Here is a 24,733-nt window from a genome sequence, read left to right on the forward strand (position 1 = left end):
TGATGCCGAGACCGGCGTCGTCGACCGCGTCCAGGCCCTCGGCCTCGAGGACCTTGTTCAGCGGGGCGAGGTCGTAGATGCCCCGGAGATCGGGCTGCTCCAGCAGACCCGCCTGCACCGCGTGCTCGGCCTCGGTGTCGAGGGTCGCGGCCAGCGGGTCGTCGAGGAACGCGATCGACTTCCAAGCCGGGTCGATGACCTCGGCGGGCAGGGCCTTGCCGGACTCCCGCTCCAGGGCCTTGTTGGCGGAGGCCTTGGCCTTGTCCGGGTTGGCGTTGATCCACTGGTTGGTCTTCACCGAGCCGCGCAGCACGGCCTCGACCACGTCCGGGTGCTCCTTGAGGAAGTCCTGTCGCACGATGATGTTCGTGATCACGAACTTCTTGTCCGGCCACAGGTCGGCCTCGTCCAGCAGCACCTTCCCGCCCTCGGCGACCAGCTTCGACGCGGTCGGCTCCGGCACCCAGGCGCCGTCGATGGAGCCGGACTTGTAGGCGTCCGGGGTCACCTTGTTGTCGGTGCGGACGACGGAGACGTCACCCTTGCCGCTCTGTGCGTCGACCTTCCAGCCCTGCTCGGCGATCCAGTTGAGGAAGGCCACGTCCTGCGTGTTGCCCAGTTGGGGAGTGGCGATCTTCTTGCCCTTGACGTCCTTCAGGGACTTGATCTTGTCGGGGTTGACGACCAGCTTCACGCCGCCCGAGGCCGACCCGGAGATGATCCGCAGGTTCTTGCCCTCGGCCTTGGTGTAGCCGTTGATGGCGGGGGAGGGGCCGATCCAGCCGATGTCGATGGAGTCGGAGTTGAGCGCCTCGATCTCGGAGGGCCCGGCGTTGAAGATCGAGGACTTGATCGTCGTACCGCCGAGCTCCTTCTGGAAGATCCCCTCCTCGACGCCCACCAGGGCATTGGCGTGGGTCAGGTTCGGGAAGTAGCCGATGCGCACCTCGTCGGCGGAGAGCTTCTTGGCGTCCGCCGCGACCTCGGCCTGCTTGCCGTCGTCGGTGGACTCGGAGCCGTAGCCGCAAGCGGTGAGCAGGAGGGGGAGGGCCGCTATCGCGGCGAGGGTGCGCAGGGTGGTGAGCGGTCGTGCGGCAGACACAGGTGTGTCCTCTCGGGGTGAGGTGGAACTGGACGTACGGAGCGAAGGACCTCAGAAGGGTCGACAGATGGCGCTCGACGTACGAAGGAAATCGATGTGGCGGCGGGAGGTCAGCAGGGGCCTGGACAGCGCGGCGCGCACACGTGTGCTCATGACTGGCTACCCCCCGTCGATTCCTAGTTTCCCTACCTGGTTGCTAGGGATCGTGGCAGAAGGCGGGCGGTGTCCCAAGAGGGCTTTCACATGCTGGACGACCGGATCTCGCTTAGTGAGATGTGAAGCAGGAGTGGCGCATGGTTCGAACAGGGCGGCGAATAGGCAACTCCTCTTCCTCCATGGCCTGTTGGGCGCTCGATGATCCCCCGGTGTACGGCGATCAAGGACGCCGTACCTTTCTGCTGACCGACCCGCCGTCGTCCAAGGAATGACCGCACGCCCTCCGACGGCGGCTGTCGCCTCGGCGCCGTCTCACGCCGGCAGCGTGAACGGCGGGTGCTCCCCGTTGAGGAAGTAGGCGCCGACGTCACGCAGCCGGGGGGCCACGGGTTCGTGCAGAGTGTGCGTCCGGGCGTTGCGCCAGAATCGGTCCAGGCCCAAGCGGGCGGAGGCCGAGCGGGGCCCGACGACGTCGAGGGCTCGGGCCGTGGTCTCCTGGGCGGCCTTGGTGGCGGCGGCCTCGGCGACGGCCACCAGGACCGAGATCTCGGCCCACTCGTCATAGGTGAGGTCCGCGCCGAGACGCAGCCCGTTCTCCAGGGCCGACAGCGCCTCGGCGGCGAGTGCGGCGGCGGAGCGGGTGAGGACGGTGAGTTCGCCGTAGGCCGTCAGCGTCCCAGGGTCCCGGGGTGAGCCGGCCGTCCGCTCCGGGTGCCAGGAGGAGTGCCCGGCCCTGCTGTACTCGCGGGCCTCCGCCAGCACCCCCTCCGCCATGCCGAGCCGCAGGTGGACCGAGACGAGCCGACCGAGCGGCGAGGCCAGTGACGCGGCCGGGGTGAGGACGTCCTCGTCGGCCGACAGGGAGCCCAGCACCTCGTCGGCGCCGATCCGTACCCCGTCGAACTCCACGCTCCCCCCGGCGGCGAGCCGCCCGCCGAAGGGGTCGGCGTCGTCCTCGATCCGTATCCCCCAACGGGTGGGATCGGCCACGACGGCGAACGGCTCACCGGTGTCGGCGCGCACGGCCCGTACGCACAGCTGGTCGGCGACGAGCACGCCGGTGGCGTAGGTCTGCCGGCCGTTGAGCACGTACCCCTCGCCCGACGGCATCAGCGTCACTCGCGGTTCCTGGCCGCCGAGCCCCCCGGCCCAGCACCACAGTTCGGCGGCCGACCGCCGCTCGACCCTCGCGGCGAGCGCCGGTTCGGCGAAGAGGCGGGCGCTGAACGCCATGACGTAGTGACAGCCGAGGAGTTGGGCGATGGCGCCGTCGGCGGCGGCGATCTCCCGGACGACCGCGAAAGCGGTGCGCCAGTCGGCGCCGCCGCCCTCGAGCTCGGCCGGGATCAGCAGGGTGAGTAATCCCGCCTCGCGGAGCCGGGAGACCTCGTCGAAGGGGGCTTTGCCCGCCTGCTCCCTGGCCACCGCGTCCGTGGCCAGGTCGTCCGCCGTCTCCCGGGCCACGCGCAGCCAGTGCGCCCGGTCGGGCCCGGGCGGGCCGGATTCCGGGGCCGGACGGGACGGAGCAGGGGCTGCGCCCATGGAAGGGGCCTCCTCAGGGTCGGCCGCGAAGGGCGGTGTCGGGGGTGACGCGGCGGCCGGGCACGTACTTGTAGCCGACGCTGCGCACCGTGACGATCCGGTCCCGGTGGGCCGCACCCAGCTTGCGGCGCAGCCGCGCGATGTGGACGTCCACGGTGCGGCCGTCGCCGACGTGGTCGTAGCCCCAGATCTCCGCCATCAGCCGCTCACGCGTGTGCACGTGCTGGGGGTGCCGGACGAGGTGTGCCAGCAGCTCGAACTCCAGGTAGGTGAGGTCCAGTTCCTGTCCGTCGACCACCGCGACATGGCGGGCGGCGTCGATGTGTACGGCCTCGCCCTCCGGCCGGCGTGCGGCCACCGGGCGCACGCCCGCCCTGGCGAAGAGCTCGGCGGGATCGGTGCCCTCGGGCACCATCACGAGATAGCCGACGAGGGCCGGGGAACCGGGTGCCCCGGCGGCATCCTGCGGAAGGTCGTCCACCAGGCGCAGATGGCGTACGTCGGACAGCGGGGTGGGAGTGGGAAGTGCCGTGGTCATGGCGTCGTCCTTCGGGAAAACGTGGAGGGGGCCTACCCCCGGGGAAGGAGCGGAGCGGCAGCGCGCGAGGCCTGCCTCACACGCGACAGCAGGCGGCACTGACGACGTGACCAAAGTCGACGTGCCGACGACGTACGAGTCGTTGCTGCGTGTGGGGCATGGTCACATCCTGCGGAGCGACGCCGACCCGCGTCAAGGCTTTCCTAGTAACTCGATAGGAAAGGTAGAGAAGGGCTCCCGTGGTGGCGTTCCGGCATTCGGGCGCCGCTTGACGGAAAGCCAAATGCGCTGCTCAATAGGTCACATGCCTCCCCAGCCGCGCCTGGTCTCTCGCGACCACATCGACTTCGGTCGGGTGTGGTCCGCCGCGTGTTGCGCCTGACGCGGCAGTGGGCCGTCTGACCGGCCCTTCCCCTTCCCGGTGAACCACTCGCGGGCCGCGTCTCCACGGCTCGTGGAGTTCCTCGGCATCGCCGCCACCCACGACGGTTTCGACCCCGCCACGCGCTCCGTCCCCGCGTCCCACGGACTTCCTCCTCCGGCTCACCCGGGCCCCACGAGGACCGCCCCTCCCACGGCTCAGCGACGGCTGCCCCACCGTGCACGTCGCCGCCGTCGGCAAACGACCACGAGCACCTCAAGAACGGCCTGCCGAACCCTCACCGACGCGCTGACCATTCATCGACGACGGCGCCCGCGCCCAGCTCCTCGAAGCGCGGGGGCCTGTCCCACGAAGCCATGGGCGAGTCGGAGACCAACGCGCCGAGCCCGCCCAAGAACGCCTCCTGACCCCGCACTTCCGAAAGGTTCCCCATGGCCGTCATCCTCTCCGTCTCCGGCAGCCCCTCCGCCACCTCCCGCACCGCACGGCTGCTCCGCCACCTCGACGGCCGCCTCAGGACCCAGGGGCACGAGGTGATACCGCTCGACGTCCGCACCCTTCCCGCCGAGGCACTGCTGGGAGCCGACTTCCGGCACCCGGCGATCGTCGAGACCACCGCGCTCTTCGACCGCGCGGACGGCATCGTGATCGGCACCCCCGTCTACAAGGCCGCCTATTCCGGTCTGCTGAAGGCGCTGCTGGACCTGCTCCCGCAGTACGCCCTGACCGGAAAGACCGTTCTGCCGCTGGCCACCGGCGGCACCACAGCCCATGTCCTGGCCATCGACTACGCCCTGCGCCCCGTTCTCAACTCCATGGGCCCGGCCCACATCACACCGGGCTGGTTCACGTTGGACAAGGACATCACCGTCGCCGACGACGGAACGCTGACCGTCACGCCGGGCTCGGCCGAGGCCCTGGCCCAGGTCACCGACCAGTTCTCCCTCGCACTCGGCGGCCGCACGGGCGTGCTCGCCGCCGCCGGCTGAGCGCTCGCCTCTCGCCCGACCCCGATGGGAGATCTTGTGACCCTCACGTTCCACTGGTTCCTGCCCACCAACGGCGACAGCCGGCACGTCGTCGGCGGCGGCCACGGCAGCCCCGCCACCGCCTCGGGGCAGGACCGCCCGCCCACGGTCGGCTACCTCAGCCAGATCGCCCGCGCCGCGGAGGACCTGGGTTTCACCGGCGTGCTCACGCCCACCGGGGCCTGGTGCGAGGACGCGTGGCTGACCACCGCGATGGTCAGTCAGCACACCGAGCGCCTGAAGTTCCTGGTCGCTTTCCGGCCCGGTTTCGTCTCGCCCACGCTGGCCGCGCAGATGGCGTCGACCTTCCAACGGCAGTCCGGCGGCCGCCTGCTGCTGAACGTCGTCACCGGCGGCGAAGGCCGGGAGCAACGGGCGTACGGCGACTTCCTCGACAAGGACGACCGGTACCGCCGCACAGGCGAATTCCTGGAAGTCGTCAAGGAGTTGTGGGACGGCAAGTCGGTCGATCTGCACGGTGAGCATCTGCGCGTGGAGAACGCGCAGCTGGCCCGGCTGCCCGAGCCCGTTCCCGAGCTGTACTTCGGTGGCTCCTCGCCCCTCGCCGGGGAGATCGCCGCCCGCCATGTCGACGTCTATCTGACATGGGGCGAACCGCCCGCACAGGTCGCCGAGAAGATCGCCTGGATCCGAGAGCTCGCCGCCCGGCGCGGCCGCACCCTCCGCTTCGGCATCCGGCTGCACGTCATCACCCGCGACACCGCCGAACAGGCCTGGGCGGAGGCCCGACGCCTCCTCGACGGTTTCGACCCGGAGACAGTACGCGCCGTACAGGCCGGTCTGGCCCGCAGCGAGTCCGTGGGACAGCGGCGCATGCTCGCCCTGCACGGCGGCGACCGCGACGGCCTGGAGATCGCACCGAACCTGTGGGCGGGCATCGGTCTGGTGCGCGGTGGCGCGGGCACCGCGCTGGTGGGCAGTCACGACGAGGTGGCTGACCGGATCAGGGAGTACGCCGACCTGGGCATCGACGAGTTCGTGCTCTCCGGCTACCCGCATCTGGAAGAGGCGTACTGGTTCGGCGAGGGCGTGCTTCCAAGGCTGGCGGCTCGGCGTTTGTGGAGCCACCCCTTCGGCACCCGCACGAGCCCTCAGGTCCCCTTCGTGGGGGCGGGCACCATCTGACGGTTTCCTCCCACCTCCCCCGAGGAGAGTCATGTCCGTAACACCTTTGTCCGGCCACCCGACCTGGCAGCCCTTCACCGGCCGTATCGGCCAGGACGCCCGGAGCGGCCACTACGCCGTCCCCGGCCGCTACCGGCTCCACCTCACGACCGCCTGCCCCGACGGCCTGCGCATCGCCGTCACCCACAGCCTCCTGGGCCTGGGCGACAGCTGTCCGGCCACCCTGCTGCCCGCCGTCCCCGACTGTCCCGACGGCGGTTACTCCGCCCTGCGCCCGCTGTACGACGCCAGCGCCCACCACTACACCGGACCGGCCACTGCCCCCGTCCTCAGTGACGACTGGTCGGGCCGGATCGTCAGCACCCACGCCCCCGGCATCGCCCGCGACCTGGCCCGGCGCTTCGACGGGAGCGGCGGGGCTCGACTCCACCCGTGCTGCGCTGAGGCGGAGATCGAGGCCGTCGAGCGGATGTGCGCCCTCGGTATCGACCAAGCCGCCCAGCTCGCCGGTTCGGCCGACGCCGGCCCGGCGGAACGGGCCGGGGCGCTCGACCGGTTGACCGACACGCTGGACGCCCTGGAACGGTGGCTGTACGGCCGCGAGTTCATGATCGGGGATCAGCTCACCGCCGCCGACGTCCAGTTGTGGGTGACCCTGGTACGCCTCGACACCGTCCACCGCATCCACCTCGACGCGGCGGCGGTACGGCGCATCGCCGAGCACCCCGCCCTCTGGGCCTACGCCCGCCGCCTCACCGCCCATCCCGCCCTCGGCTGCCACCTCGACCTCGACGGCATCGCCCGCCGCCATCACGCCCGGTGCCAAGGCCTGGAGGCCGCGGGAGCGGCGGTCCAGATCCTGGAGTGGGCCTCCCACGCGGGCCGATGACCCGTCGGCCCCGGAACCTGGCGTGCGCCGGCGGCCCCCGGGACCTGTCCACCGACGGTCGCCGGGCCGATTCGGCCGACCGCGTCGTCCCGCTCCTCCAGGAACAGGGCGTGTTCCGCGCAGACTCCGAGGGCCCGACGCTCCGCTACCGCCTGGGCCTGGGCCTGGTCAAGGCCGAGGGCGCCATCGCGTGCCCCACCCTGAAGCAGGCCCGCGCCCACGAGTGGACCGAGGCGGACCGGCCCCTCGTGCGGGACCGCGTCGACACCCGGTTCGTCGGCACCCCCGCCAAGGTCGCCGGCCAACTCGAACGGCTGCAGGAGGCGACAGGAGCCGACGAGTTGCTGATCACGACGATGACCCACGAGCACACCCATCGGGTGCGGTCGTACGAACTGCCGGCCGGGGAGGGGGCACGGCGCTGAGCCGCTCGTCCGCCTCCCCGGCCCGCGGGTCGGTCAGCTCGCCGAACCGATCACCGGGTAGTGGTCGGACAGGTTCGTGTAGGTGTAGTCCGTGCCCCAGCTGGACACCGTCCAGGGCGCGCTCTGCTCCTTGATCACGTCGTTCTTCCACACGGTGGGACGGGCGTGGCCGGCGCGGTGCAGGACGTAGTCGAGGTCCTCGCGCGGGTCGTCCGGGTAGCGCTCGCTGCTGATGGAGTTGTCCTGCGTGTCGAAGGAGTACGGGTGGCCGGTGCGGGCGTCGGTGCCGACCAGACCGGCGTCGGAGAGCATCGTGTCGTACTCGGCGGTGTGCGAGTCGACGTTCATGTCACCGGCGACCAGCACCTGCTCACCGGCCGGGATGCTCTTGGCGTCCAGGAAGGCGTCGATCGCCTTGAACTGGCGGCTGCGCGTCGCGGCGGCCTCACCGGCGTCGCAGCCCGGGTCGGTGGACTGGGCGTGCGTGCCGACGACGTGCACCTTGGTGCCGTTGACGTTGAGGACGACGTACACGAAGCCCTTGTTGGACCACCAGTCGGCGCCGCACGCGTCCTTGTAGACGTACTGCTCCTTGCGCAGGATCGGCCACTTGCTGAGGATCGTGACCCCGCCGTCCTCCGGCGTCGTCGCCGAGTAGGCCCCGCCCGTGGCGTCCCAGCCGGTCTTGCTGCGGCCCATCACCGGCGTCTGGTACGGGTACTGCCCGGCGAGGGAGCCCTTCAGCGCCTCCGAGGAGGAGTTGTCGAACATCTCCTGGAGCACCACGACGTCGTTGCCCTGGACGAAGGGCGCCTTGGCTATCTCGGTGGCCCGGTGGTCCTGGCCCCAGTTCGGGTACAGGGACTTGCTGAACAGGAAGACGTTGTACGACAGCACCTTGAGCGGCGGCGTCTGCTCGGCGGCCGACGCGGCGGGCGCCGCGCCCGCCAGTCCGACGGCGGCGAGCGTGAACGCGAGCACGGCCGAGCCCTGTGCACGGCGGTGTGCGATGAGCGTCACTGGATCTCCCTGTGATTGAAGGGTGTTGAGTGGCGTCGCACATCAAACCATCAGGGGTTACTCTCAGGTAACGCATTTACGGGAAAGAGATGGCGCGGGGACGTACGGACGGAAGTTGTTCAGACAAGCCAGATTCCGTTTCGCATGAGATGCCGCTGCGTCAGCTCCCGCACCTCATGCCAGGCCTGCACCGCCCGCGGGCGCACCCGGAAGAAGGCGTACGAGGAGCTGTCCGCGCGGGGGTCCCACCCGGTCTTCGCCAGGAAGCCCTCCGCCGCCGCGGCCGGCACCTGCTCGGACGGGAACACCGAGACGTCGCCGTCGATGAGCACCACGTCCCGGGTGTCGCCGAGGGCCAGCCGGGTCCGCCCGCCGTCCCGCAGGTTCCGGCCCGTCGGGTTGCCGGTCCGTGTCGACAGCCACAGCGCTTCGCCGTCCCAGGCGAACCACAGCGGCACCAGGCACGGCACCCCGTCGGCGTCCGCCGTGGCGACCCAGATGTCGATCTCGCGCTCCAGCCGTCGCAGGACGTCGCGTCTGCGCTGTTCGGGGGTGCGGGGGGTGCCGTTGATCGTCATGGCCGGGACGCTACCGATCACCGTGCCCGGGCGCCTCGGGCCGCGGTCCTAGGCCCGGTCGTAGGGCCGGCGGCCGGGGACTTGGCCTATGGACTGGCGTGCGGCAGGTTTTACGTATAACCTCTCCCGTCAACCGCACGTCCCGAGAGGCACCGATGAGTCGTATCGCCCTGGTCACCCTCGTCGTCGACGACTACGACGAGGCGATCCGCTTCTACACCGAGGCTCTCGGCTTCCGGCTCGTCGAGGACGCCCCGCGTCCCGACGGCTCCCGCTGGGTCGTCGTGGCCCCCGGCGACCACGGCACCGGCCTGCTCCTCGCGCGCGCCAAGGGTGAGGTCCAGGGTGCCCGGGTCGGCGACCAGACCGGCGGGCGGGTCGGCTTCTTCCTGCACACCGACGACTTCGCCCGCGACCACGCCCGGATGCTCGCCGCGGGCGTGACCTTCCTGGAGGAGCCGCGCCACGAGCCCTACGGCTCGGTCGCGGTCTTCCAGGACCTGTACGGCAACCGCTGGGACCTGCTCCAGCCCGCCGGCTGACGCTCCTCCGCTTCTCGAACCGCCCCGCCCAAGGAAAGACCCACCATGACCGCTACGCGCGTAGACCTCGATGTGATCCGTCGCCTCCCGAAGGCCGTCCTGCACGACCACCTGGACGGCGGCCTGCGCCCCGCCACCGTCGTGGAGCTCGCCGCCACCGTCGGCCACACCCTGCCCACGACGGACCCGGACGAGCTCGCCGCCTGGTACTTCGAGGCCGCGAACTCCGGCGACCTGGTGCGCTACATCGCCACCTTCGAGCACACCCTCGCCGTCATGCAGAACCGCGAGGGCCTGCTGCGCGTCGCCGAGGAGTACGTGCTGGACCTGGCCGCCGACGGGGTCGTCTACGCCGAGGTGCGCTACGCCCCCGAGCTGAACACCCGGGGCGGGCTGAGCCTCGCCGAGGTCGTCGAGACCGTCCAGGAGGGCCTCGCCGCCGGTATGGCGAAGGCCGCGGCCGCCGGCACCCCGGTGCGGGTGGGCACGCTGCTGTGCGGGATGCGGATGTTCGACCGGGTGCGCGAGGCCGCGGACCTCGCCGTGGCCTTCCGGGACGCCGGTGTCGTCGGCTTCGACATCGCCGGCGCCGAGGCGGGGTTCCCGGCCGCCGACCACCTCGCCGCCTTCGAGCACCTGCGCCGCGAGAACGTGCCATTCACCATCCACGCCGGTGAGGCCGACGGTCTGTCGAGCATCCACCAGGCGCTCCAGATCTGTGGCGCCCAGCGCCTCGGCCATGGTGTGCGGATCACCGACGACATCGTCGAGGGCAAGCTGGGCCGCCTGGCGGGCTGGGTGCGCGACCGCCGGATCGCCCTGGAGATGTGCCCGACCTCCAACCTCCAGACCGGCGCCGCCACCTCGATAGCCGAGCACCCCATCACCGCCCTGAAGGACCTCGGTTTCCGGGTCACCCTCAACACCGACAACCGGCTGGTCTCGGGCACGACGATGACCCGCGAGATGTCCCTGCTGGTCGAGGAGGCCGGCTGGACGCTCGAGGACCTGCGCGCGGTCACGGTGAACGCCCTGAAGAGCGCGTTCATCCCGTTCGACGAGCGCAACGCCCTCATCGAGGACGTCGTCCTGCCCGGTTACGCGCTCTGAAGCAGCCCGCGCACGTAGGCGGCCTGTCCGATGTGCTGCAGATCGTCGGACAGGACGCTGACCAGCCGTACCCCGAGGGTCACCGGCGGGTCCCAGCGCTCGTCCACGACGCGTTCCAGATCCCTGGCGGCCAGCTGGCGCAGCGCCCCGAGGGTCTGGGCGTGCACGGCGTCGTAGTACCCGGTCAGCAGGTCACCGGAGTCGACCCGCACCTTGTCGACCTTGGCCGCGGTGTGCCCGTACCCGGTGTCGTGGCGGGGCAGGTCGAGTCCGAAGGTCTTCTGGAAGTCCTGGGCGAGCCACACCTGGTCCAGCTCGAAGGCGTCCGCGACGTGGTCGTCCTGGACCCGGGTGAGATGCCAGACCAGCCAGCCGATGGAGTTGGCGTCGGGCTCCGGCCGGGCGTGCAGGTCGTCGGGGCCGAGGCCCTCGACGGTGGCGTGGACTTCTTCCTGGATGCGGTTGAACCCGTCGATGAGGATGTCCTTGGCATGCATGGCTCCACCATCCCGCAAAGCGGGGCCTCACGCGCCTTCTCCCTCCAACAGCTCCATCAGCGCCCGGGCCGCCGGGCTGGTGGCCTGCGGGGACGGCAGCAGGGCGACCGTCTCGTACACCCGCTCGCCGGAGCCCTTCACCTCCAGCGCGGTCAGTGACTCCCGCTTGTGCCGGAAGTGGCGCGGTACGACGGCGATGCCGAGGTCCTCGTCCACCAGGTCCAGCAGACCGTGCACGTCGTTCACCTCCAGGGCGACCGTCCGTCGTACGCCCGCGGCGGCGAACGCGGCGTCCGTGGTCCGCCGGGGTCCCCAGTCCGGGTGGAAGTCCACGAACACCTCGCCGCCCAGCTCCTCCAGCGTGACCGCGGCCGCGGCGTCCGCGAGCCGGTGACTGGGATGGCACAGCACGGTCATGGGCTCACTGGTCAGCGGTACGGCACGCAGCTGCTCGGTGTCCTCCCGCGCCGCGCGGACGGCGAAGGCCAGGTCGAGGCGCCCGGCCGCGACCTCCTCCGCGAGCGCCCCGGAGCCCGCCTGCCGCAGACAGATCTCCACGTCCGGATGGCGCCGCCGGAACGCCGCGAGCAGTCCCGCCACATGCACGCCCGCGATGCACTGCTCGGAGCCCAGCGCCAGCATCCCGCGCAGCACGCCCTGCACCGCGGCGACCGCCTCATGGGCTGTCCGCACCTGGGCGAGGATCCGCTCCGCCTCGCCGAGCAGCGCCCGCCCGGCCGGAGTCAGGGTCACGCTGCGCGTGGTGCGGACGAACAGCGGGGCCCGCAGCTCCCTCTCCAGGGAGCGGATCGACGCCGACAGGCCCGACTGGGAGACCATGAGCCGTTCGGCGGCCCGGGTGAAATGCTGGTCCTCGGCGACCGCGACGAAGTGCTGGAGTTGGCGCAGTTCCATGACTGAGAAGCGTATCCGCTGAATTCCATCGGATTCTTCTGTTGGACCGATGCCCACAGGTCACGAAAGAGTGGACACCGGTTTTCAGGGAACCTGGTTCCACCGTGCCCACCCCTCTGGAGTCGCGTTGTACACCGCACACCCCGACCGCTACGCGGACATGCCCTACCGGCGCACCGGACGCAGCGGTCTCAAGCTCCCCGCCCTGTCGCTCGGCCTGTGGCACAACTTCGGACCCGACCGCACCGTCGAGACCCAGCGCGCGATCCTGCGCCGCGCCTTCGACCTCGGCGTCACCCACTTCGACCTGGCCAACAACTACGGCCCGCCGCCCGGGTCCGCGGAGTCGGCGCTGGGCGAGGCACTGAAGGCGGACTTCGCGCCGTACCGCGACGAACTCGTCATCTCCACCAAGGCCGGATACCTGATGTGGCCCGGCCCCTACGGCGAGTGGGGCTCGCGCAAGTACCTCATGTCCTCGCTGGACCGCAGCCTGCAGCGGATGGGCCTGGACTACGTGGACATCTTCTACTCGCATCGCCCGGACCCGGAGACTCCGCTGGAGGAGACGATGGGCGCGCTGCACTCGGCCGTGCAGCAGGGCAAGGCGCTCTACGTCGGCGTCTCCAACTACTCCGCGGAGCAGACCCGGGAAGCCGCCCGCATCCTCGGTGAGCTGGGCACCCCGCTCCTGATCCATCAGCCGCGCTACTCCATGCTGGACCGGCGCCCGGAGGACGAGGGGCTGCTGGACGCCCTGGACGAGCTCCAGATCGGTTCGATCGTCTTCTCCCCGCTGGAGCAGGGTCTGCTGACGGGGCGCTACCTGAACGGCATCCCGGAGGACTCCCGCGCCGCGAGCGACAGCCCCTTCCTCGACTCCGAGGCGGTAACCGAGGAGTTGGTCGGCAAGCTCCGCGCGCTCGACGAGATCGCCAAGTCCCGTGGGCAGTCCCTGGCCCAGCTCGCCCTCGCCTGGGTGCTGCGCGGCGGCCGGGTGACCTCCGCTCTCGTCGGCGCGAGCAGCGCCCGTCAGATCGAGGACAGCGTCGCGGCCATCGGCAACCTGGACTTCGACGCGGAGGAGCTGGACCGGATCGACGCGGTGATCAAGGCCTAGAGGAGCCGTCCCCGGTGGCGGGCAGCCGCCACCGGGGCAACCCTCCGGGACCGTCAGCTGCCGGTAGCCGGTAGGCGGTTGTCAGCAGTCAGTCCCCGGTCGCCCGTCGTCAGCGGTCGACGAGGGTGAGGCTGGTCGCGTCGTAGCGGTCGCCCGCGATTCGTTCGGCCGGTGCGGCGGCCTCGATCGCGGCCAGGTCCTCGGGGGACAGCCGCACGGTCAGGGCCGCGAGGTTCTCCTCCAGGTTCTTCTGCCGCCGGGTGCCGGGGATCGGCACCACGTCCTCGCCCCGGTGCTGTACCCAGGCCAGGGCGAGCTGACCGGCGGTGACGCCCTTCGCGGCGGCCAGCTCCTCCAGGCGGGCCACGATCGCGAGGTTGCGTTCGAGGTTGCCGTCGGCGAAGCGCGGCTGGCCCCGCCGTACGTCGTTGTCCGCCAGCTCCCGGACCGAGCTGTACCGGCCGCTCAGGAAGCCGCGGCCGAGCGGCGAGAAGGGGACGACGCCGATCCCCGGCTCCCGGCAGAGACGCCGATCCCCGGCTCCCGGCAGACCGGTGCGGTCTCGGCCTCCAGGTCCCGGGTCCACAGGGACCGCTCGCTCTGCAGCGCGGAGATGGGATGCACCGCGTGCGCCCGGCGGAGGGTGGCGGCGCTCGCCTCGGACAGGCCGAGGTGGCGGACCTTCCCCGCCCGGACCAGCTCGGCCGTGGCGCCGACGGACTCCTCAATGGGCACGTCCGGGTCGACGCGGTGCGCACATGGGCGGCGTCGCCGCGGATCCTCGCGGGCACGCCCACCCGGTTGGCGAAGCCGAACCTGGTCGCGAGGACGACATGGGCGCGGCGAAGCCGGCGGTGTCGAGAAGGGTGACCCCGAGGTCGAGGGCGCGGTGCAGGGTGGCGATCGAGGCGTCGTCGTCGCTGCCGCCGTATCCGTGACTCATGCCCATGCAAACCCAACCCCTGCGCGGAGACCGTGAGTTCGCCCAGGCGTCGGGTGGGGACGTCGGTCATGGTGCTGCCTCCCTGGCGTTCGGAACCGTTCGTCCGTGACGCTGGGTACTGGAGCGCGCGCCAAGTCAACCGAGGCGTTCCTCCAGGGTGACCGTCACCGTGTCGCCCTCCTCCTTGCCGATCGCCCGGCGCACCTCCGCCTTCACGGGCAGCATGTGCGTACCGTCGCCGAGGGCCATGAAGGAGCTGCGGAAGGGGTGGCCGTCGATGGTGCCGCGGACCTTGACCAGGCCGCGGGTGCCGAAGAAGTCGACCGAATCGGGCCACAGGACACAGGTCCAGCTGCCCTTCTCGGGCCGCTTGCGCAGCACGGCGGTGAAGCTTACGTCCAGTTTTCCGGTACTGCCCATGATCGTCTCCGCTCACGGTGATCGCGGTGGGACTCTCTCAGTATGCGCAGGTTGACGCGCACCCATCACGTTTCGGCCACCAATGGCGGTGAATATGCCAGGAGACTGGCCGGAAAGTCATGGTGACAGTGATTCAGTAGTGAACATACTCAACTGAAGAGGGACCTTCACGCGGAGCGAAGGCCCCATCACGCACAGCATTTGAGCCGCACGGAAAGCGAGGCCCGGTCCGCAGGCGAGAAGCGCCACGGGGGAGTGAGACGTGCACGACGAATTCCTGTGCCATGTCACCGCGTACGGCACCTGCGCCGGCCGTCGTATCGGCGTACCGCTCGGCACCTACCGGGCGCCCACCCTGGCCCTCGCACTGTGGTGGTTGCGCGACCGCGCCTCTTGGATCGCCGAGCGCCTCGACCCGCACCCCGAGGCCCAGCACTTCCCGCCGAGCGCCCTCGTGCCGGTCGCCGACACCGTCCCCGACGTGCCTGCCGTACTGCGCGCCTGGTGCGCGGACGACGGTCAACAGGAGCTGGTTGCCGAGCAGTTGGCCGCCGGACGGCTGGTCCGCATCGCCACGTTCGACGAGACCACGGAATACGAACTGCTCGCCGAGTCCGTCGACGCCCTGCGGATGCAGCGCACCATCCCCGCCCTGGTCATGCCCGTCGGCTGAGCCGTCGCGGATCTCTCGCGCCAGGCACACAAGTGGGCTAATCGGTAGAATCTTGGCATGGTGGAGCGACCTCTCGCACCGACTGCGCCCGTGCTCGTGCTGGAGACCGAGTCGGGGTCCACCGTGATGACCCCGGGCCGGGACTACCACGTCGGACGGGACCCGCTCAGCGACATCGTCATCGACGACGCCCGTGTCTCCTGGCATCACGCGGTCCTGCACCCCGAGACCGACCACTGGACGCTCCAGGACGAGAACAGCACCAACGGCACCTACACCGACGGCCACCGGGTCCACGAGTGGGACGTCGGCCCCGGTACCGAGATCCGGTTCGGCAACCCCGCCGACGGCCCCCGCGCCCGGCTGCTGCGCCGCCCCGAACCCGTACCGGAACGCCCTTCGGCCGTCTCGATGCCGGCGCTCACCGGCACCTTCCGGCAGCCGACGAGCGTACGGCCGCTGCCCGCCCGCACCATCCGCATCGGCCGCGCCCCCGACAACGACCTCGTCCTCGACGACCTGGTCGTCTCGCGCCACCACGCCGAGCTGCGCGCCCTGCCGGACGGCGGCTACGAGATCACCGACCTGGGCAGCCACAACGGCACCTACCTCAACGGCGGCTCCGTCACCGCCGCTCCGGTGCTCCCCGGCGACGTCATCGGTATCGGGCACTCGGCGTTCTGCCTGGTCGGAGACGAGCTCCAGGAGTACGTCGACACCGGTGAGGTCTCCCTGGAGGTGCAGGACCTCACGGTCGCCGTCGACCACGGCCGCAAGACCCTCCTGGACCACGTCTCCTTTCCCGTGGGGGAGAAGTGCCTGCTCGCGGTCGTGGGACCGAGCGGCGCGGGAAAGTCCACCCTGCTCAACGCCCTCACCGGACAGCGACCCGCCGACCACGGCACGGTCGTCTACGACGGCCGCGACCTCTACCGCGACTACGCCGAGCTGCGCCAGCGCATCGGCCTGGTCCCGCAGGACGACATCCTGCACGCCCAGCTCACCGTCCGCGGCGCCCTGTCCTACGCCGCCGAGCTTCGCTTCCCGCAGGACACCGCCAAGGCCGAACGCCGGGCCCGGGTCGACGAGGTCATCGGCGAACTCGGCCTCGGACAGCGTGCCGGACAGCCCGTGCACAGCCTCTCCGGCGGCCAGCGCAAGCGCGTCAGCGTGGCCCTGGAGCTGCTCACCAAGCCCTCCCTGCTCTTCCTCGACGAGCCGACCTCGGGACTCGACCCCGGCATGGACCGCTCGGTCATGCACATGCTGCGGGGCCTGGCGGACGACGGGCGGACCGTCATCGTCGTCACCCACAGCGTCCTCAGTCTCGACGTCTGCGACCGCCTCCTGGTCCTCGCGCCGGGCGGCAAGATCGCCTACTACGGTCCGCCCGAGGACGCCCTCGCCTTCTTCGGCTTCGAGCAGTGGCCGGAGGCCTTCGAGGCGTTCGAGGCCGACCAGGAGCGCGACTGGGCCGGCGACTACACCACCTCGCCCCTGCACCGCCGCTACGTCGCCGACGCCACCGCACAGCCGCGGCTGGACCGCTCCGGCCCGGTCGTCATCACCCCGCCCCCACGGCCGCGCAGCCGCGGCGCGCAGCTCGGCACCCTGATCCGCCGCTACACGACCGCCCTCAGCGCCGACCGCACCTTCCTCGCCATCATGATCGCCCTGCCGTTCGTGATGGGCGCCATGGCCCGCGCCCTGGCCGGCAGCGAGCTGACCCGGGACACCGCCATGAACGCGCTGCTCATCCTGTGTGTCGGCGCGGTCCTCACGGGAGCGGCGAACGCCGTGCGCGAACTCGTCAAGGAACGCGTGATCTACCGGCGCGAAAGAGCCGTCGGCCTGTCCAGATCGGCGTACCTGATGTCCAAGATCGTGGTCCTCGGCACGGTCACGGTGCTCCAGGCCGTGGTGCTGACGCTGGTCGGCCTGCTCGGCGTCGACCTCAACGCCCCGGGCGGCGAGGGGGTGCTGATGCCACCGCTGGCCGAGATCACCATCGCCGTCGCCCTGCTGGCCTTCACCGCGATGATGCTCGGCCTGCTGGTCTCCGCGCTGGTGCGCAAGGAAGAGGTGACGATGCCGCTGCTGGTGCTGCTGGCCATCGTCCAAGTGGTGTTCTGCGGCGCCCTGCTGAAGCTGGACGGCGTCCCCGGTCTGGAGCAGCTCGCCTGGCTGGTGCCCTCGCGCTGGGCGCTCGGCGCGATGGCCGGAACCGTCGATCTGGCGAAGATCGTGCCTGGTGACCTGACCGGTGACCCGCTGTTCGAGCACTCGGCGGGCGTGTGGCTGCTCAACATCGGCATGTTGATCGTGCTGTCGGTGGTCTTCGGCTGGGTGGTCGCCCGGCTGCTGCGCCGCCAGGAACCCGTCGTGATGCGGAAGTAGGGCACTCCATGGCGACCCCCGGATTCCGGCCCACCCACGTCGTCCCCGCCCACGGGATGCCCGCCTGGGAGGGGCCCGACCCGGCCCGGCCCACCGTCCCGCTCGACCCCCTGCTCCCGGTCCAGGTCGTCGAACGGCGCGGCGACTGGGGGCACGTCCTGTGTGCCAACGGCTGGTCGGCCTGGGTCGACGGACGCCACCTGGTCGCCGTACCCCAGGACCCGCCGGCCCCCGACGCCGCCCTGGCCCGCACCGCCGACCCCCGCCCCCAGCTCGGCCGCGCCGAACAGACCCTGGCTCGCTACCGGGCCGCGCTGGAGGACCTGGCGGCCGGCGCCCTGGACGGCGCGTCCTTCCGGGACCGCACACGCGGCCTGCGGATCGGGGTGGTCGTCGAGGGCGAGCACGTGTGGCTCTACGACGCCGAGCACGGGCGATGGGCGTACGCCGACGGGCTGAGCCTGAGCACCTACACCACGGACGAGGGGCCCCGCGCCGCCGCCGAGGACACCGGCCATGCCGCCACCCAGGTGGTGACCCCTGATGGCCCGTGACACGAGCCTGTTCTCGGGCCGGCCCTCCGAGCTGATCGGCCGGACGGTCGCCGGGTACCGCATCGAGGGGGAGATCGGCCGCGGCGGCATGGCCGTCGTCTACCGTGCCCTCGACCTGCGCCTGGAACGCACGGTCGCGCTCAAGCTGCTGGCCCCCGAACTCGCCCGCAACGACACCTTCCGCCAGCGCTTCACCCACGAGTCCCGGGCCGCCGCCTCGATCGACCACCCGCACATCGTGCCGGTGTTCGAGGCGGGTGAGACGGACGGCGTGCTGTACATCGCCATGCGGTACGTCTCCGGCAGCGATCTGCGCCATCTGCTGGACCGGCAGGGCCCGTTGCCGCCCGCGACGGCCGTGCGCATCGCCGCGCAGGTGGCGTCGGCGCTGGACGCGGCCCATGAGCACGGTCTGGTCCACCGGGACGTGAAGCCCGGCAACATCCTGGTCGCCCGCGGCACGGACAGCGACCACCCCGAGCACGCCTATCTGACCGACTTCGGGCTGACGAAGAAGTCGCTGTCCCTGACCGGGTTCACCACGGTCGGACAGTTCGTCGGCACGCTGGACTACGTGGCGCCGGAACAGATCTCCGGCAAGCCGGTCGACGCGCGGTGCGACGTGTACGGGTTCGCCTGCGTCGTCCACGAGTGCCTGACGGGGCAGCCGCCGTTCCGGCGGGAGGACGACATGGCGCTGCTGTGGGCGCACCAGTACGACGAGCCGCCGCCGCTGAGCGTGGGGCGGCCGGACCTGCCCTCACAGGTGGACTCGGTGTTCTTCAAGGCCCTGGCGAAGAGCCCGGACGACCGGCACGAGTCGTGCCTCGCCTTCGTGGCGGCGCTGCGGGTCGCTCTGCGAGGCGGCGAGGAGGGGGCTCATCCGGCCACACGGGTGGATGCGGGGGTGCCGTTGGGGCTGGCGGAGGGGCCTAAGGCGCCGCCCAGGTGGGCCGAGGCGTTCTTCGGGTCCGGGTACTGAGCGGTGGTGCGGCCGCGAGCCGGTGGGGGCCTGCCGCGCGGTCCCCCTCGCTGCCGTCAGGGACGCCTTCGCACAGGTCGGGCCAAAAGTGCCCCCAGGAACCCCGTCACCAGACCCCACAGCAGCGCGAAGCCCAGCGCCCCCCATACCTGCGGTTCCAGCAAGAGCTCCCCGCCGAGGTCGCCCCCCAGGTCTCCGATGCCCAGCACCGACAGGCCGTAGTGGGCGGAGATCCTGCAGACGAGGCAGATCATCAGCACCGTCAGGGCCAGGGCGACCGCCATGTGCACCGCGTGCTGCCAGGCACGCATCCGACGGGGGGAGCGGGCCGCCATCACGAAGGCCGCCGCCAGGATCAGTACCGCGTCCGCCACCACCAGCCACCACACGCGGCTGTCGTGATCGGCGAGCGTGGCGAGGTTCAGGGTCGCGGTGTCCGAGCCGCGCAGCACCTCGTCCAGGACATGGGGCATGGGCAGCCCGAACGGGCCGTCGACCCTGCCCTCCCAGGTGGCGCCGAGGCCGATCGTGAGCGCCAGCCACACCAGGTTCGGCAGGCCGAGCAGGAGAACGGCGAACGTCTCCGCCGCGTGGCCGCGGGTCACGGCCACGATCACACCGATGACGACGCCCAGGGCGACGCAGGCGAGGAGCAGCAGGACCATCGCGTACGCCGCCGGGCGCACCGACTCCTGGAACCGCAGCAGTCCCGGTGGCAGCGGGGCGCCCCGGGACACCAGCAGGGCCAGGACGAGGACGCCGACGAGCCACAGGACGCCGAAGAACAGGGTCAGCGGGACGTCCGCGCGGAAGCCGACCTTCGGCGACACACCGAAGAGCTCACCGAGGTCGCCGAGGGTGTCGTCGCCGAGGGAGATCGTGAAGTCCTGCCGGGCCGCGAGGGCCACACCGAGCAACGCCAGCAGCCACAGCACGGCGACCCGGGCCGCCCAGCCCGCCAGCTCGCCGGCCCCGGCCACCGCACGGTGCCGCAGCGGCCGCAGGAAGCCGGCGGCGATCGCCAGGGCTCCAGCGAGGGTGACGGACAGCGGGATGACGGTGAGGCCGGCGTCGGACTCGGCGAGCCCTCCGGCGTCGCCCGACATCTCGACGGTGCCGCCCACGGCGGTGACCACGGTCGCGGCGACGACCCGGGGGAAGGCGTTCTCGGGCAGGTCCGTCGCGCCCGCTGCCCACAGGCCCAGCGCCGCGACGATCCCCATGGCGAGCAGCCCGGCCAGCACCGCGACGACGGCCTGCGGCCAGCCATGGCGGGCCCTTGCCTGGTCGGAGGGGGTTCGCGCGCTCACACCGCCACGCTAAGCAGCACCCGCGCGGCCCGCCCGCCGGGAGGGTCCGTCCGCGTCGGCTTGCGGACCGTGCCGGGCAGGAGCACACAATGGTGACGAGGAAAAACGCGACTATTGGGGTGAACGACCCCCGGTCCGTATCGGGAGGAAGGGCTCGTGAGCGTCGAACCTCCGTCTTCCGGCCGACCCACAGGACCCCCCTCGGGGCCGCTGTCCGGTCCCTCGCAGCCGCCGTCGGGCCCTCCCTCGCAGCCCCCGGGCAGCGGTGGCGGGCCGACCCCGGGGCCGGAACCCCGCCCCGGCCGCCCCTGGTGGCGGTCCGTGCCCCGGATCGCCGTGCTGACCACGGTGGTCGTGGCCGCGGTGGTGCTCGCCCTCGTCTTCAGCCGCGGCGGCGGTGGCGGCGGGGGCTCCACCGCGGGCGGCGGCGAGGTCTTCCTCCAGGCCGCGGGCAAGACCGGCCCCGACCCCTTCACCGAGTCCACGGCCACGGACAGCTCCGCCCCGCCCGTCACCCCTTCCCCGGCCACCCCGAGCCCCACCGCCACCGCCAACACGGTGCGCGGTGTCGACGGCGGCGCCCCGGGCCTGTACGGCGGCACCCGCAAGGTGGCCAGCTGCGACGTGGAGAAGCAGATCAAGGCGCTTCAGGCGGCGCCGGCGAAGAACCAGGCGTTCGCCTCCGTCGCCGCCGTCGAGCCCTCCGACGTACCGGCCTACCTGCGCGGCCTGACTCCCGTCCAGCTCCGCATGGACACCCGCGTCACCAACCACGGCTACCGCGACGGCGAGGCCACCCCCTACCAGGCCGTCCTGCAGACCGGCACCGCCGTCCTCGTCGACGACCGCGGCGTGCCCCGGGTGCGCTGCGCCTGCGGCAACCCGCTGACCGAGCCGGTCGCCCAGCAGACCGCGCCCAAGCCGACCGGCGACTCCTGGCCGTCGTACAACTCCGCGAACGTCGTCGTGGTCGCGCCGTCCACGGTCGTCATCGAAGTCTTCACGGTGTACGACCCCGAGCACGGCGACTGGTTCCACCGGAAGACCGGCGACACCGGCGGCAAGGACCAGAAGACGGCCCCGCCCGCCCGTCAGCCCTCGCCGTCGACGACCACACCGCCGTCGACCTCGACGTCCCCGGGCACCACGACGTCCTGTCCGTCGCCGCCCACCGATGACGCGACCACCTGCCCGCCGACCTCGACGAAGCCCTCCGCGCCGGACACGTCGCCCAGTTCGGAGCCGCCGGCCCCCGAGTCGCCGGAACCGGAGACGCCCCCCACCTCCTCCCCGCAGGTGCCGCCCGCGTCCGACGCGACCGACACGGCGTCCGAGTCCCTGCCCTCGAGCGCCAGCCCGCTCTCGCCGCCGGTGTGACGCAACCGGCTTCCGGGACGGGGACTGCCGGGCGCGACACGGGGTACGAGCCCTGGTGCAGCAGTGTCCGGCCGGGGCCGGCTTCCGAGAGAGAAACGCATGATCGAACACGACGGGGCAGTTATTCCAGCTGGTTTCGACGTGCCCGTGGAACCTCTCCGACGGGCGACCCACTACACCGGTGAACCCGGGTGCATCGCGGAGGCGCGGGCCTTCGCCGCCGCATTCCTGGACCGACTGCGCACCGAATGGTGCGCCGACATCGGCGACCGGACCCACGAAGAGGTCCTCCTGGTCGTCAGTGAGCTGGTCACCAACGCCGACCGGCACAGCAACGGCCCGTACATCCTCGATCTGGAGGGCACCGACGCGAAGGTGACGGTGTCCGTCTACGACAGCAGCGCCGCGCTGCCCCGCCGCTTTCCCCGGGACCCCCAGCGCATCGGCCGGCACGGTCTGGAGATAGTCCACGCCCTGGCCACCGACGTCGCCGTCGAACGGGTCCCGGTCGGCAAGCGGGTCCGCGCCGTGGTGTCACTCCGATCCGCATGAGGGTGACGGGGCCAACCCCCGTTCGCGCACGGCGATTTCCCTCAGGGCGGAACGCTGATCCCTTCCCACGGCGGCCGTGGCTCCTAGGCTGGGAAGGTGACCGACCAAGCGCCGAACCAAGCCCGAGTCATCCCGCTGCGCCCGCCCGCGGGCCAGGAACCCGCCAAGGCCGCGCCGAGGGAACCCCTGTGGAGGGACCTGATCGGTGACGTCCTGCGCCGGGAGCGGCTCGCCCAGGAGCGCACCCTGAAGGACGTGGCCGACGCCGCCCGGATCTCGATGCCCTACCTCTCCGAGGTGGAGCGCGGCCGCAAGGAGGCCTCCTCGGAGGTCCTCGCGGCCGCCGCCCACGCCCTCGGACTCGGCCTCGGCGACCTGCTGTCCCGGGCCCAGGGCGAGCTGGTCCGGCTCACCAGCCGGCACAGCGCCGTCCGCAGCCGCGGCACGGCCGGTTCGTCGTACGACGGACTCTGCCTCGCCGCCTGACGACCGCGACCCGGCGCCTCACACCCCGGCGAGGCGCCGGCTCATCACCTGGTCGGCCAGCCCGTACGCCACCGCCTCCTCGGCGGTGAACACCTTGTCGCGGTCCATGTCGGCGCGCAGGGTCGCTACGTCGTGGTGGGTGTGGCGGGCCAGCACCTCCTCGACCTGGGAGCGGATCCGGACCATCTCCTTGGCCTGCAGCGCGAGATCGGAGATCGCCCCCCGGCTGCCGCCGGCCGCGGGCTGACCGAGCAGCACCCGCGCGTGCTCCAGCACGGACCGCCGCCCCGGATCCCCTCCGGCCAGCAGTACGGCGGCCGTGGACGCCGCCTGTCCCACACAGAACGTGGAGATCGGCGCCTGGACGTACGTCATGGTGTCGTAGATCGCCATGAGCGAGGTGAACGAGCCGCCGGGGGAGTTGATGTAGATCGCGATCTCGCGCTCCGGCGCCGCCGACTCCAGATGGAGGAGTTGCGCGATGACGACGTTGGCGACGCCGTCGTCGATCTCCGTGCCGAGGAAGATGATCCGCTCCGACAGCAGCCGGCTGAACACGTCGGAGGAGCGCTCGCCGTGCGTGGTCCGCTCGACGACGTAGGGAATCGTGTAGTTCGCCATGGTCACAGCCCCATCCGTCGCTTCGAGGCGGCCGGGCGGACGTCCGCGAGGGACTCCACGACCCGGTCCACCATGCCGTACTCCCTGGCCTCCTCGGGTGTGAACCAGCGGTCGCGGTCGCCGTCCCGGGAGATGGTCTCCGGGGTCTGGCCCGTGTGCTCGGCGAGGAGCCGCTCCATCTCCCGCTTGGTGTGCTCCAGGTTGTCCGCCTGGATCTCGATGTCGGCGGTGGTGCCGCCGATGCCCGCCGACCCCTGGTGCATCATGATCCGCGCGTTCGGCAGGGCGTACCGCTTGCCGGGGGTACCGCCGGTGAGCAGGAACTGGCCCATGCTGGCCGCGAACCCCATCGCGAGCGTGGAGACGTCGTTGGGGATGAGCCGCATGGTGTCGTAGATGGCGAGCCCCGCGTAGACCGAGCCGCCGGGACTGTTGATGTACAGGCTGATGTCGGTGCGCGGGTCCTCGGCGGACAGGATCAGCAACTGGGCGCAGACCCGGTTCGCGGAGACCTCGTCGACCTGGGTGCCCAGCAGCACGATCCGCTGCCCCAGCAACTGGGCGGCCAACTGGTCGTCGAACCGGGAGGGCAGGGTGTCACCCTCCTCCGCCCGGGGGGTGAGCGCGGTGAGTGGAGTCATCGGATCTCCTCGTCGTGGCGTGGATTGCCGTCCCCTTCACTGTTCACCGCGAACCCACCCCACCAGGTATTTCTCTGCCCGCGGCAGATCTGCCCACAGCAGAGCGCCCCGTTCACCCCTTCGAGTCGGGGCACGACCGATGAGTTTCGCGAAGAGGAGCGGTCGACACAGATGTCAGCGAATCCACGCTCCAGGAGGTACTCATGGCCGGCACCGGTTTCACCACGTGTCTCTGGTTCGACGACCAGGCCGAGGAAGCCGCCCACTACTACGTCTCGGTGTTCAAGAACTCCAGCGTCGGCAAGATCGCCCGCTACCCCGAGGGCTCGATGCGCCAGGCCGGGACCGTGATGACCGTGGAGTTCACGGCCAACGGCCACCGGTTCCTCGCGCTCAACGGCGGCCCGCAGTTCAAGTTCAACGAAGCCGTCTCCTTCATGATCTTCTGCGAGAACCAGGAGGAGATCGACTACTACTGGACCAAGCTCATCGAGGGTGGCGGCGAGCCCGGCCCCTGTGGCTGGCTCAAGGACAGGTACGGGGTGTCCTGGCAGGTCGTCCCGGACCGCCTCGACGCCCTCGTGACCGACCCCGACCCGGCCAAGGCGCAGCGCGCGACCCAGGCGATGCTCGGCATGGGCAAGCTCGACATCGCGGCCCTGGAGAAGGCGCACGCGGGCGAGTGAGCCGGGGCTAGGTCGTGTCTTCAATTGATCTTGCTTAGTGGATCATGGTCGGGTGATTCGTCGCCATGAACTGTCTGATGCAGAGTGGGAGTTCGTCCGGC

27 protein-coding genes and 1 pseudogene are annotated in these 24,733 nt (G+C 71.2%); 15 read left to right on the plus strand and 13 right to left on the minus strand.

What is annotated here, in order from left to right:
• From ACWDRW_RS38240 to ACWDRW_RS38255, 4 genes are all read right to left on the minus strand, one after another.
• On the minus strand, positions 1 to 1,102 hold a 1,102-nt coding region (locus ACWDRW_RS38240; protein ID WP_451732531.1), incomplete at its 3' end, for an ABC transporter substrate-binding protein.
• A gap of 51 nt (positions 1,103 to 1,153) precedes the next feature.
• Positions 1,154 to 1,255, minus strand: coding sequence for a putative leader peptide (locus tag ACWDRW_RS38245; protein WP_451732534.1), 102 nt, complete (start codon positions 1,253 to 1,255; stop codon positions 1,154 to 1,156).
• Between the two features lie 315 nt (positions 1,256 to 1,570).
• The gene (locus ACWDRW_RS38250; RefSeq protein WP_451732537.1) at positions 1,571 to 2,800 is read right to left on the minus strand and encodes an acyl-CoA dehydrogenase family protein; all 1,230 of its coding nucleotides are present in this window, start codon (positions 2,798 to 2,800) and stop codon (positions 1,571 to 1,573) included.
• Between the two features lie 13 nt (positions 2,801 to 2,813).
• Complete coding sequence (locus ACWDRW_RS38255) at positions 2,814 to 3,338, minus strand: winged helix-turn-helix domain-containing protein (protein WP_451732540.1); 525 nt, start codon at positions 3,336 to 3,338, stop codon at positions 2,814 to 2,816.
• An 813-nt stretch (positions 3,339 to 4,151) separates the two neighbouring features.
• On the opposite strand from ACWDRW_RS38255, the gene ssuE reads away from it, so the two are divergent.
• From ssuE to ACWDRW_RS38275, 4 genes are read left to right on the plus strand one after another with little or no spacing between them, the layout of a single operon-like run.
• Positions 4,152 to 4,709 carry an NADPH-dependent FMN reductase gene (gene ssuE / locus ACWDRW_RS38260; protein WP_451732543.1) on the plus strand — a complete coding sequence of 186 codons (558 nt, stop codon included), beginning with the start codon at positions 4,152 to 4,154 and terminating at the stop codon, positions 4,707 to 4,709.
• 36 nt (positions 4,710 to 4,745) lie between these two features.
• Complete coding sequence (locus tag ACWDRW_RS38265; protein ID WP_451732546.1) at positions 4,746 to 5,894, plus strand: LLM class flavin-dependent oxidoreductase; 1,149 nt, start codon at positions 4,746 to 4,748, stop codon at positions 5,892 to 5,894.
• A 31-nt stretch (positions 5,895 to 5,925) separates the two neighbouring features.
• Positions 5,926 to 6,783 (plus strand): glutathione S-transferase C-terminal domain-containing protein, encoded by an 858-nt coding sequence (locus ACWDRW_RS38270; RefSeq protein ID WP_451732549.1) that lies wholly within the window; start codon positions 5,926 to 5,928, stop codon positions 6,781 to 6,783.
• Positions 6,780 to 7,208: a hypothetical protein gene (locus ACWDRW_RS38275; RefSeq protein WP_451732552.1), complete on the plus strand. Its 429-nt coding sequence runs from the start codon at positions 6,780 to 6,782 to the stop codon at positions 7,206 to 7,208. The genes ACWDRW_RS38270 and ACWDRW_RS38275 overlap by 4 nt, the downstream gene beginning before the upstream one ends.
• Before the next feature lie 33 nt (positions 7,209 to 7,241).
• On the opposite strand, the gene sph is transcribed toward ACWDRW_RS38275, so the two are convergent.
• Both sph and ACWDRW_RS38285 read right to left on the minus strand, forming a co-directional pair.
• Complete coding sequence (gene sph / locus ACWDRW_RS38280) at positions 7,242 to 8,228, minus strand: sphingomyelin phosphodiesterase (protein ID WP_451732555.1); 987 nt, start codon at positions 8,226 to 8,228, stop codon at positions 7,242 to 7,244.
• Positions 8,229 to 8,347: 119 nt separating this feature from the next.
• Complete coding sequence (locus ACWDRW_RS38285) at positions 8,348 to 8,806, minus strand: pyridoxamine 5'-phosphate oxidase family protein (RefSeq protein ID WP_451732558.1); 459 nt, start codon at positions 8,804 to 8,806, stop codon at positions 8,348 to 8,350.
• Between the two features lie 155 nt (positions 8,807 to 8,961).
• On the opposite strand from ACWDRW_RS38285, the gene ACWDRW_RS38290 reads away from it, so the two are divergent.
• Both ACWDRW_RS38290 and ACWDRW_RS38295 read left to right on the plus strand, forming a co-directional pair.
• On the plus strand, positions 8,962 to 9,348 hold the full coding sequence (locus tag ACWDRW_RS38290; protein WP_451732561.1) for a VOC family protein: 387 nt from the start codon (positions 8,962 to 8,964) through the stop codon (positions 9,346 to 9,348).
• Positions 9,349 to 9,393: 45 nt separating this feature from the next.
• Positions 9,394 to 10,458, plus strand: coding sequence for an adenosine deaminase (locus ACWDRW_RS38295; protein WP_451732564.1), 1,065 nt, complete (start codon positions 9,394 to 9,396; stop codon positions 10,456 to 10,458).
• Here ACWDRW_RS38295 and ACWDRW_RS38300 read toward each other — a convergent pair.
• Positions 10,446 to 10,955, minus strand: a complete 510-nt coding sequence (locus ACWDRW_RS38300; protein WP_451732567.1) for a mycothiol transferase — start codon at positions 10,953 to 10,955, stop codon at positions 10,446 to 10,448. The two genes, ACWDRW_RS38295 and ACWDRW_RS38300, sit on opposite strands and share 13 nt — an antisense overlap.
• A gap of 27 nt (positions 10,956 to 10,982) precedes the next feature.
• Positions 10,983 to 11,870: a LysR substrate-binding domain-containing protein gene (locus ACWDRW_RS38305; RefSeq protein ID WP_451732570.1), complete on the minus strand. Its 888-nt coding sequence runs from the start codon at positions 11,868 to 11,870 to the stop codon at positions 10,983 to 10,985.
• A gap of 127 nt (positions 11,871 to 11,997) precedes the next feature.
• Between ACWDRW_RS38305 and mgrA the strand changes: the two genes are divergently transcribed.
• Entirely contained in the window at positions 11,998 to 12,990 is a 993-nt protein-coding gene (gene mgrA, locus ACWDRW_RS38310; RefSeq protein ID WP_451732573.1) for an L-glyceraldehyde 3-phosphate reductase, read from the plus strand.
• Positions 12,991 to 13,099: 109 nt separating this feature from the next.
• Here mgrA and ACWDRW_RS38315 read toward each other — a convergent pair.
• Together ACWDRW_RS38315 and ACWDRW_RS38320 are read right to left on the minus strand one after the other, a co-directional pair.
• Positions 13,100 to 14,003 (minus strand): annotated as a pseudogene (locus ACWDRW_RS38315) (aldo/keto reductase).
• 65 nt (positions 14,004 to 14,068) lie between these two features.
• Positions 14,069 to 14,353 carry a DUF1905 domain-containing protein gene (locus tag ACWDRW_RS38320; protein WP_451732575.1) on the minus strand — a complete coding sequence of 95 codons (285 nt, stop codon included), beginning with the start codon at positions 14,351 to 14,353 and terminating at the stop codon, positions 14,069 to 14,071.
• A 262-nt stretch (positions 14,354 to 14,615) separates the two neighbouring features.
• On the opposite strand from ACWDRW_RS38320, the gene ACWDRW_RS38325 reads away from it, so the two are divergent.
• From ACWDRW_RS38325 to ACWDRW_RS38340, 4 genes are read left to right on the plus strand one after another with little or no spacing between them, the layout of a single operon-like run.
• Positions 14,616 to 15,026, plus strand: coding sequence for a hypothetical protein (locus ACWDRW_RS38325; RefSeq protein WP_451732578.1), 411 nt, complete (start codon positions 14,616 to 14,618; stop codon positions 15,024 to 15,026).
• Positions 15,027 to 15,083: 57 nt separating this feature from the next.
• Positions 15,084 to 17,423 carry an FHA domain-containing protein gene (locus tag ACWDRW_RS38330; protein ID WP_451732581.1) on the plus strand — a complete coding sequence of 780 codons (2,340 nt, stop codon included), beginning with the start codon at positions 15,084 to 15,086 and terminating at the stop codon, positions 17,421 to 17,423.
• 8 nt (positions 17,424 to 17,431) lie between these two features.
• Positions 17,432 to 17,977 carry a hypothetical protein gene (locus ACWDRW_RS38335; RefSeq protein ID WP_451732584.1) on the plus strand — a complete coding sequence of 182 codons (546 nt, stop codon included), beginning with the start codon at positions 17,432 to 17,434 and terminating at the stop codon, positions 17,975 to 17,977.
• The gene (locus tag ACWDRW_RS38340) at positions 17,967 to 18,959 is read left to right on the plus strand and encodes a serine/threonine-protein kinase (RefSeq protein WP_451732587.1); all 993 of its coding nucleotides are present in this window, start codon (positions 17,967 to 17,969) and stop codon (positions 18,957 to 18,959) included. The genes ACWDRW_RS38335 and ACWDRW_RS38340 overlap by 11 nt, the downstream gene beginning before the upstream one ends.
• A 56-nt stretch (positions 18,960 to 19,015) precedes the next feature.
• Here the strand turns inward: ACWDRW_RS38340 and ACWDRW_RS38345 are convergent, their stop codons facing one another.
• Positions 19,016 to 20,269: a streptophobe family protein gene (locus ACWDRW_RS38345; protein WP_451732590.1), complete on the minus strand. Its 1,254-nt coding sequence runs from the start codon at positions 20,267 to 20,269 to the stop codon at positions 19,016 to 19,018.
• Positions 20,270 to 20,425: 156 nt separating this feature from the next.
• Between ACWDRW_RS38345 and ACWDRW_RS38350 the strand changes: the two genes are divergently transcribed.
• From ACWDRW_RS38350 to ACWDRW_RS38360, 3 genes are all read left to right on the plus strand, one after another.
• The gene (locus tag ACWDRW_RS38350; RefSeq protein WP_451732593.1) at positions 20,426 to 21,646 is read left to right on the plus strand and encodes a DUF6777 domain-containing protein; all 1,221 of its coding nucleotides are present in this window, start codon (positions 20,426 to 20,428) and stop codon (positions 21,644 to 21,646) included.
• Between the two features lie 99 nt (positions 21,647 to 21,745).
• Positions 21,746 to 22,198 (plus strand): ATP-binding protein, encoded by a 453-nt coding sequence (locus ACWDRW_RS38355; RefSeq protein ID WP_451732596.1) that lies wholly within the window; start codon positions 21,746 to 21,748, stop codon positions 22,196 to 22,198.
• Between the two features lie 96 nt (positions 22,199 to 22,294).
• Positions 22,295 to 22,684: a helix-turn-helix domain-containing protein gene (locus ACWDRW_RS38360; RefSeq protein WP_451732599.1), complete on the plus strand. Its 390-nt coding sequence runs from the start codon at positions 22,295 to 22,297 to the stop codon at positions 22,682 to 22,684.
• 18 nt (positions 22,685 to 22,702) lie between these two features.
• Here ACWDRW_RS38360 and ACWDRW_RS38365 read toward each other — a convergent pair whose 3' ends face one another.
• Entirely contained in the window at positions 22,703 to 23,305 is a 603-nt protein-coding gene (locus tag ACWDRW_RS38365) for a ClpP family protease (protein WP_451732602.1), read from the minus strand.
• Positions 23,306 to 23,307: 2 nt separating this feature from the next.
• Positions 23,308 to 23,946 carry a ClpP family protease gene (locus ACWDRW_RS38370; RefSeq protein WP_451732605.1) on the minus strand — a complete coding sequence of 213 codons (639 nt, stop codon included), beginning with the start codon at positions 23,944 to 23,946 and terminating at the stop codon, positions 23,308 to 23,310.
• Between the two features lie 203 nt (positions 23,947 to 24,149).
• Here ACWDRW_RS38370 and ACWDRW_RS38375 point away from each other — a divergent pair, with 203 nt between their 5' ends.
• The gene (locus tag ACWDRW_RS38375) at positions 24,150 to 24,632 is read left to right on the plus strand and encodes a VOC family protein (RefSeq protein WP_451732608.1); all 483 of its coding nucleotides are present in this window, start codon (positions 24,150 to 24,152) and stop codon (positions 24,630 to 24,632) included.
• Positions 24,633 to 24,733: the final 101 nt, after the last annotated feature.

Source organism: Streptomyces sp. NPDC003635, from assembly GCF_053587635.1.

Coding starts and splice junctions, on each gene's coding strand:
- ACWDRW_RS38305 (WP_451732570.1), bottom strand. CDS start 11,870: ATGGAACTGCGCCAACTCCAGCACTTCGTCGCGGTCGCCGAGGACCAG.
- ACWDRW_RS38250 (WP_451732537.1), bottom strand. CDS start 2,800: ATGGGCGCAGCCCCTGCTCCGTCCCGTCCGGCCCCGGAATCCGGCCCG.
- ACWDRW_RS38270 (WP_451732549.1), top strand. CDS start 5,926: ATGTCCGTAACACCTTTGTCCGGCCACCCGACCTGGCAGCCCTTCACC.
- ACWDRW_RS38365 (WP_451732602.1), bottom strand. CDS start 23,305: ATGGCGAACTACACGATTCCCTACGTCGTCGAGCGGACCACGCACGGC.
- ACWDRW_RS38300 (WP_451732567.1), bottom strand. CDS start 10,955: ATGCATGCCAAGGACATCCTCATCGACGGGTTCAACCGCATCCAGGAA.
- ACWDRW_RS38375 (WP_451732608.1), top strand. CDS start 24,150: ATGGCCGGCACCGGTTTCACCACGTGTCTCTGGTTCGACGACCAGGCC.
- ACWDRW_RS38335 (WP_451732584.1), top strand. CDS start 17,432: ATGGCGACCCCCGGATTCCGGCCCACCCACGTCGTCCCCGCCCACGGG.
- ACWDRW_RS38285 (WP_451732558.1), bottom strand. CDS start 8,806: ATGACGATCAACGGCACCCCCCGCACCCCCGAACAGCGCAGACGCGAC.
- ssuE (WP_451732543.1), top strand. CDS start 4,152: ATGGCCGTCATCCTCTCCGTCTCCGGCAGCCCCTCCGCCACCTCCCGC.
- ACWDRW_RS38320 (WP_451732575.1), bottom strand. CDS start 14,353: ATGGGCAGTACCGGAAAACTGGACGTAAGCTTCACCGCCGTGCTGCGC.
- ACWDRW_RS38340 (WP_451732587.1), top strand. CDS start 17,967: ATGGCCCGTGACACGAGCCTGTTCTCGGGCCGGCCCTCCGAGCTGATC.
- ACWDRW_RS38355 (WP_451732596.1), top strand. CDS start 21,746: ATGATCGAACACGACGGGGCAGTTATTCCAGCTGGTTTCGACGTGCCC.
- ACWDRW_RS38295 (WP_451732564.1), top strand. CDS start 9,394: ATGACCGCTACGCGCGTAGACCTCGATGTGATCCGTCGCCTCCCGAAG.
- ACWDRW_RS38290 (WP_451732561.1), top strand. CDS start 8,962: ATGAGTCGTATCGCCCTGGTCACCCTCGTCGTCGACGACTACGACGAG.
- ACWDRW_RS38245 (WP_451732534.1), bottom strand. CDS start 1,255: ATGAGCACACGTGTGCGCGCCGCGCTGTCCAGGCCCCTGCTGACCTCC.
- ACWDRW_RS38330 (WP_451732581.1), top strand. CDS start 15,084: ATGGTGGAGCGACCTCTCGCACCGACTGCGCCCGTGCTCGTGCTGGAG.
- ACWDRW_RS38275 (WP_451732552.1), top strand. CDS start 6,780: ATGACCCGTCGGCCCCGGAACCTGGCGTGCGCCGGCGGCCCCCGGGAC.
- ACWDRW_RS38255 (WP_451732540.1), bottom strand. CDS start 3,338: ATGACCACGGCACTTCCCACTCCCACCCCGCTGTCCGACGTACGCCAT.
- ACWDRW_RS38370 (WP_451732605.1), bottom strand. CDS start 23,946: ATGACTCCACTCACCGCGCTCACCCCCCGGGCGGAGGAGGGTGACACC.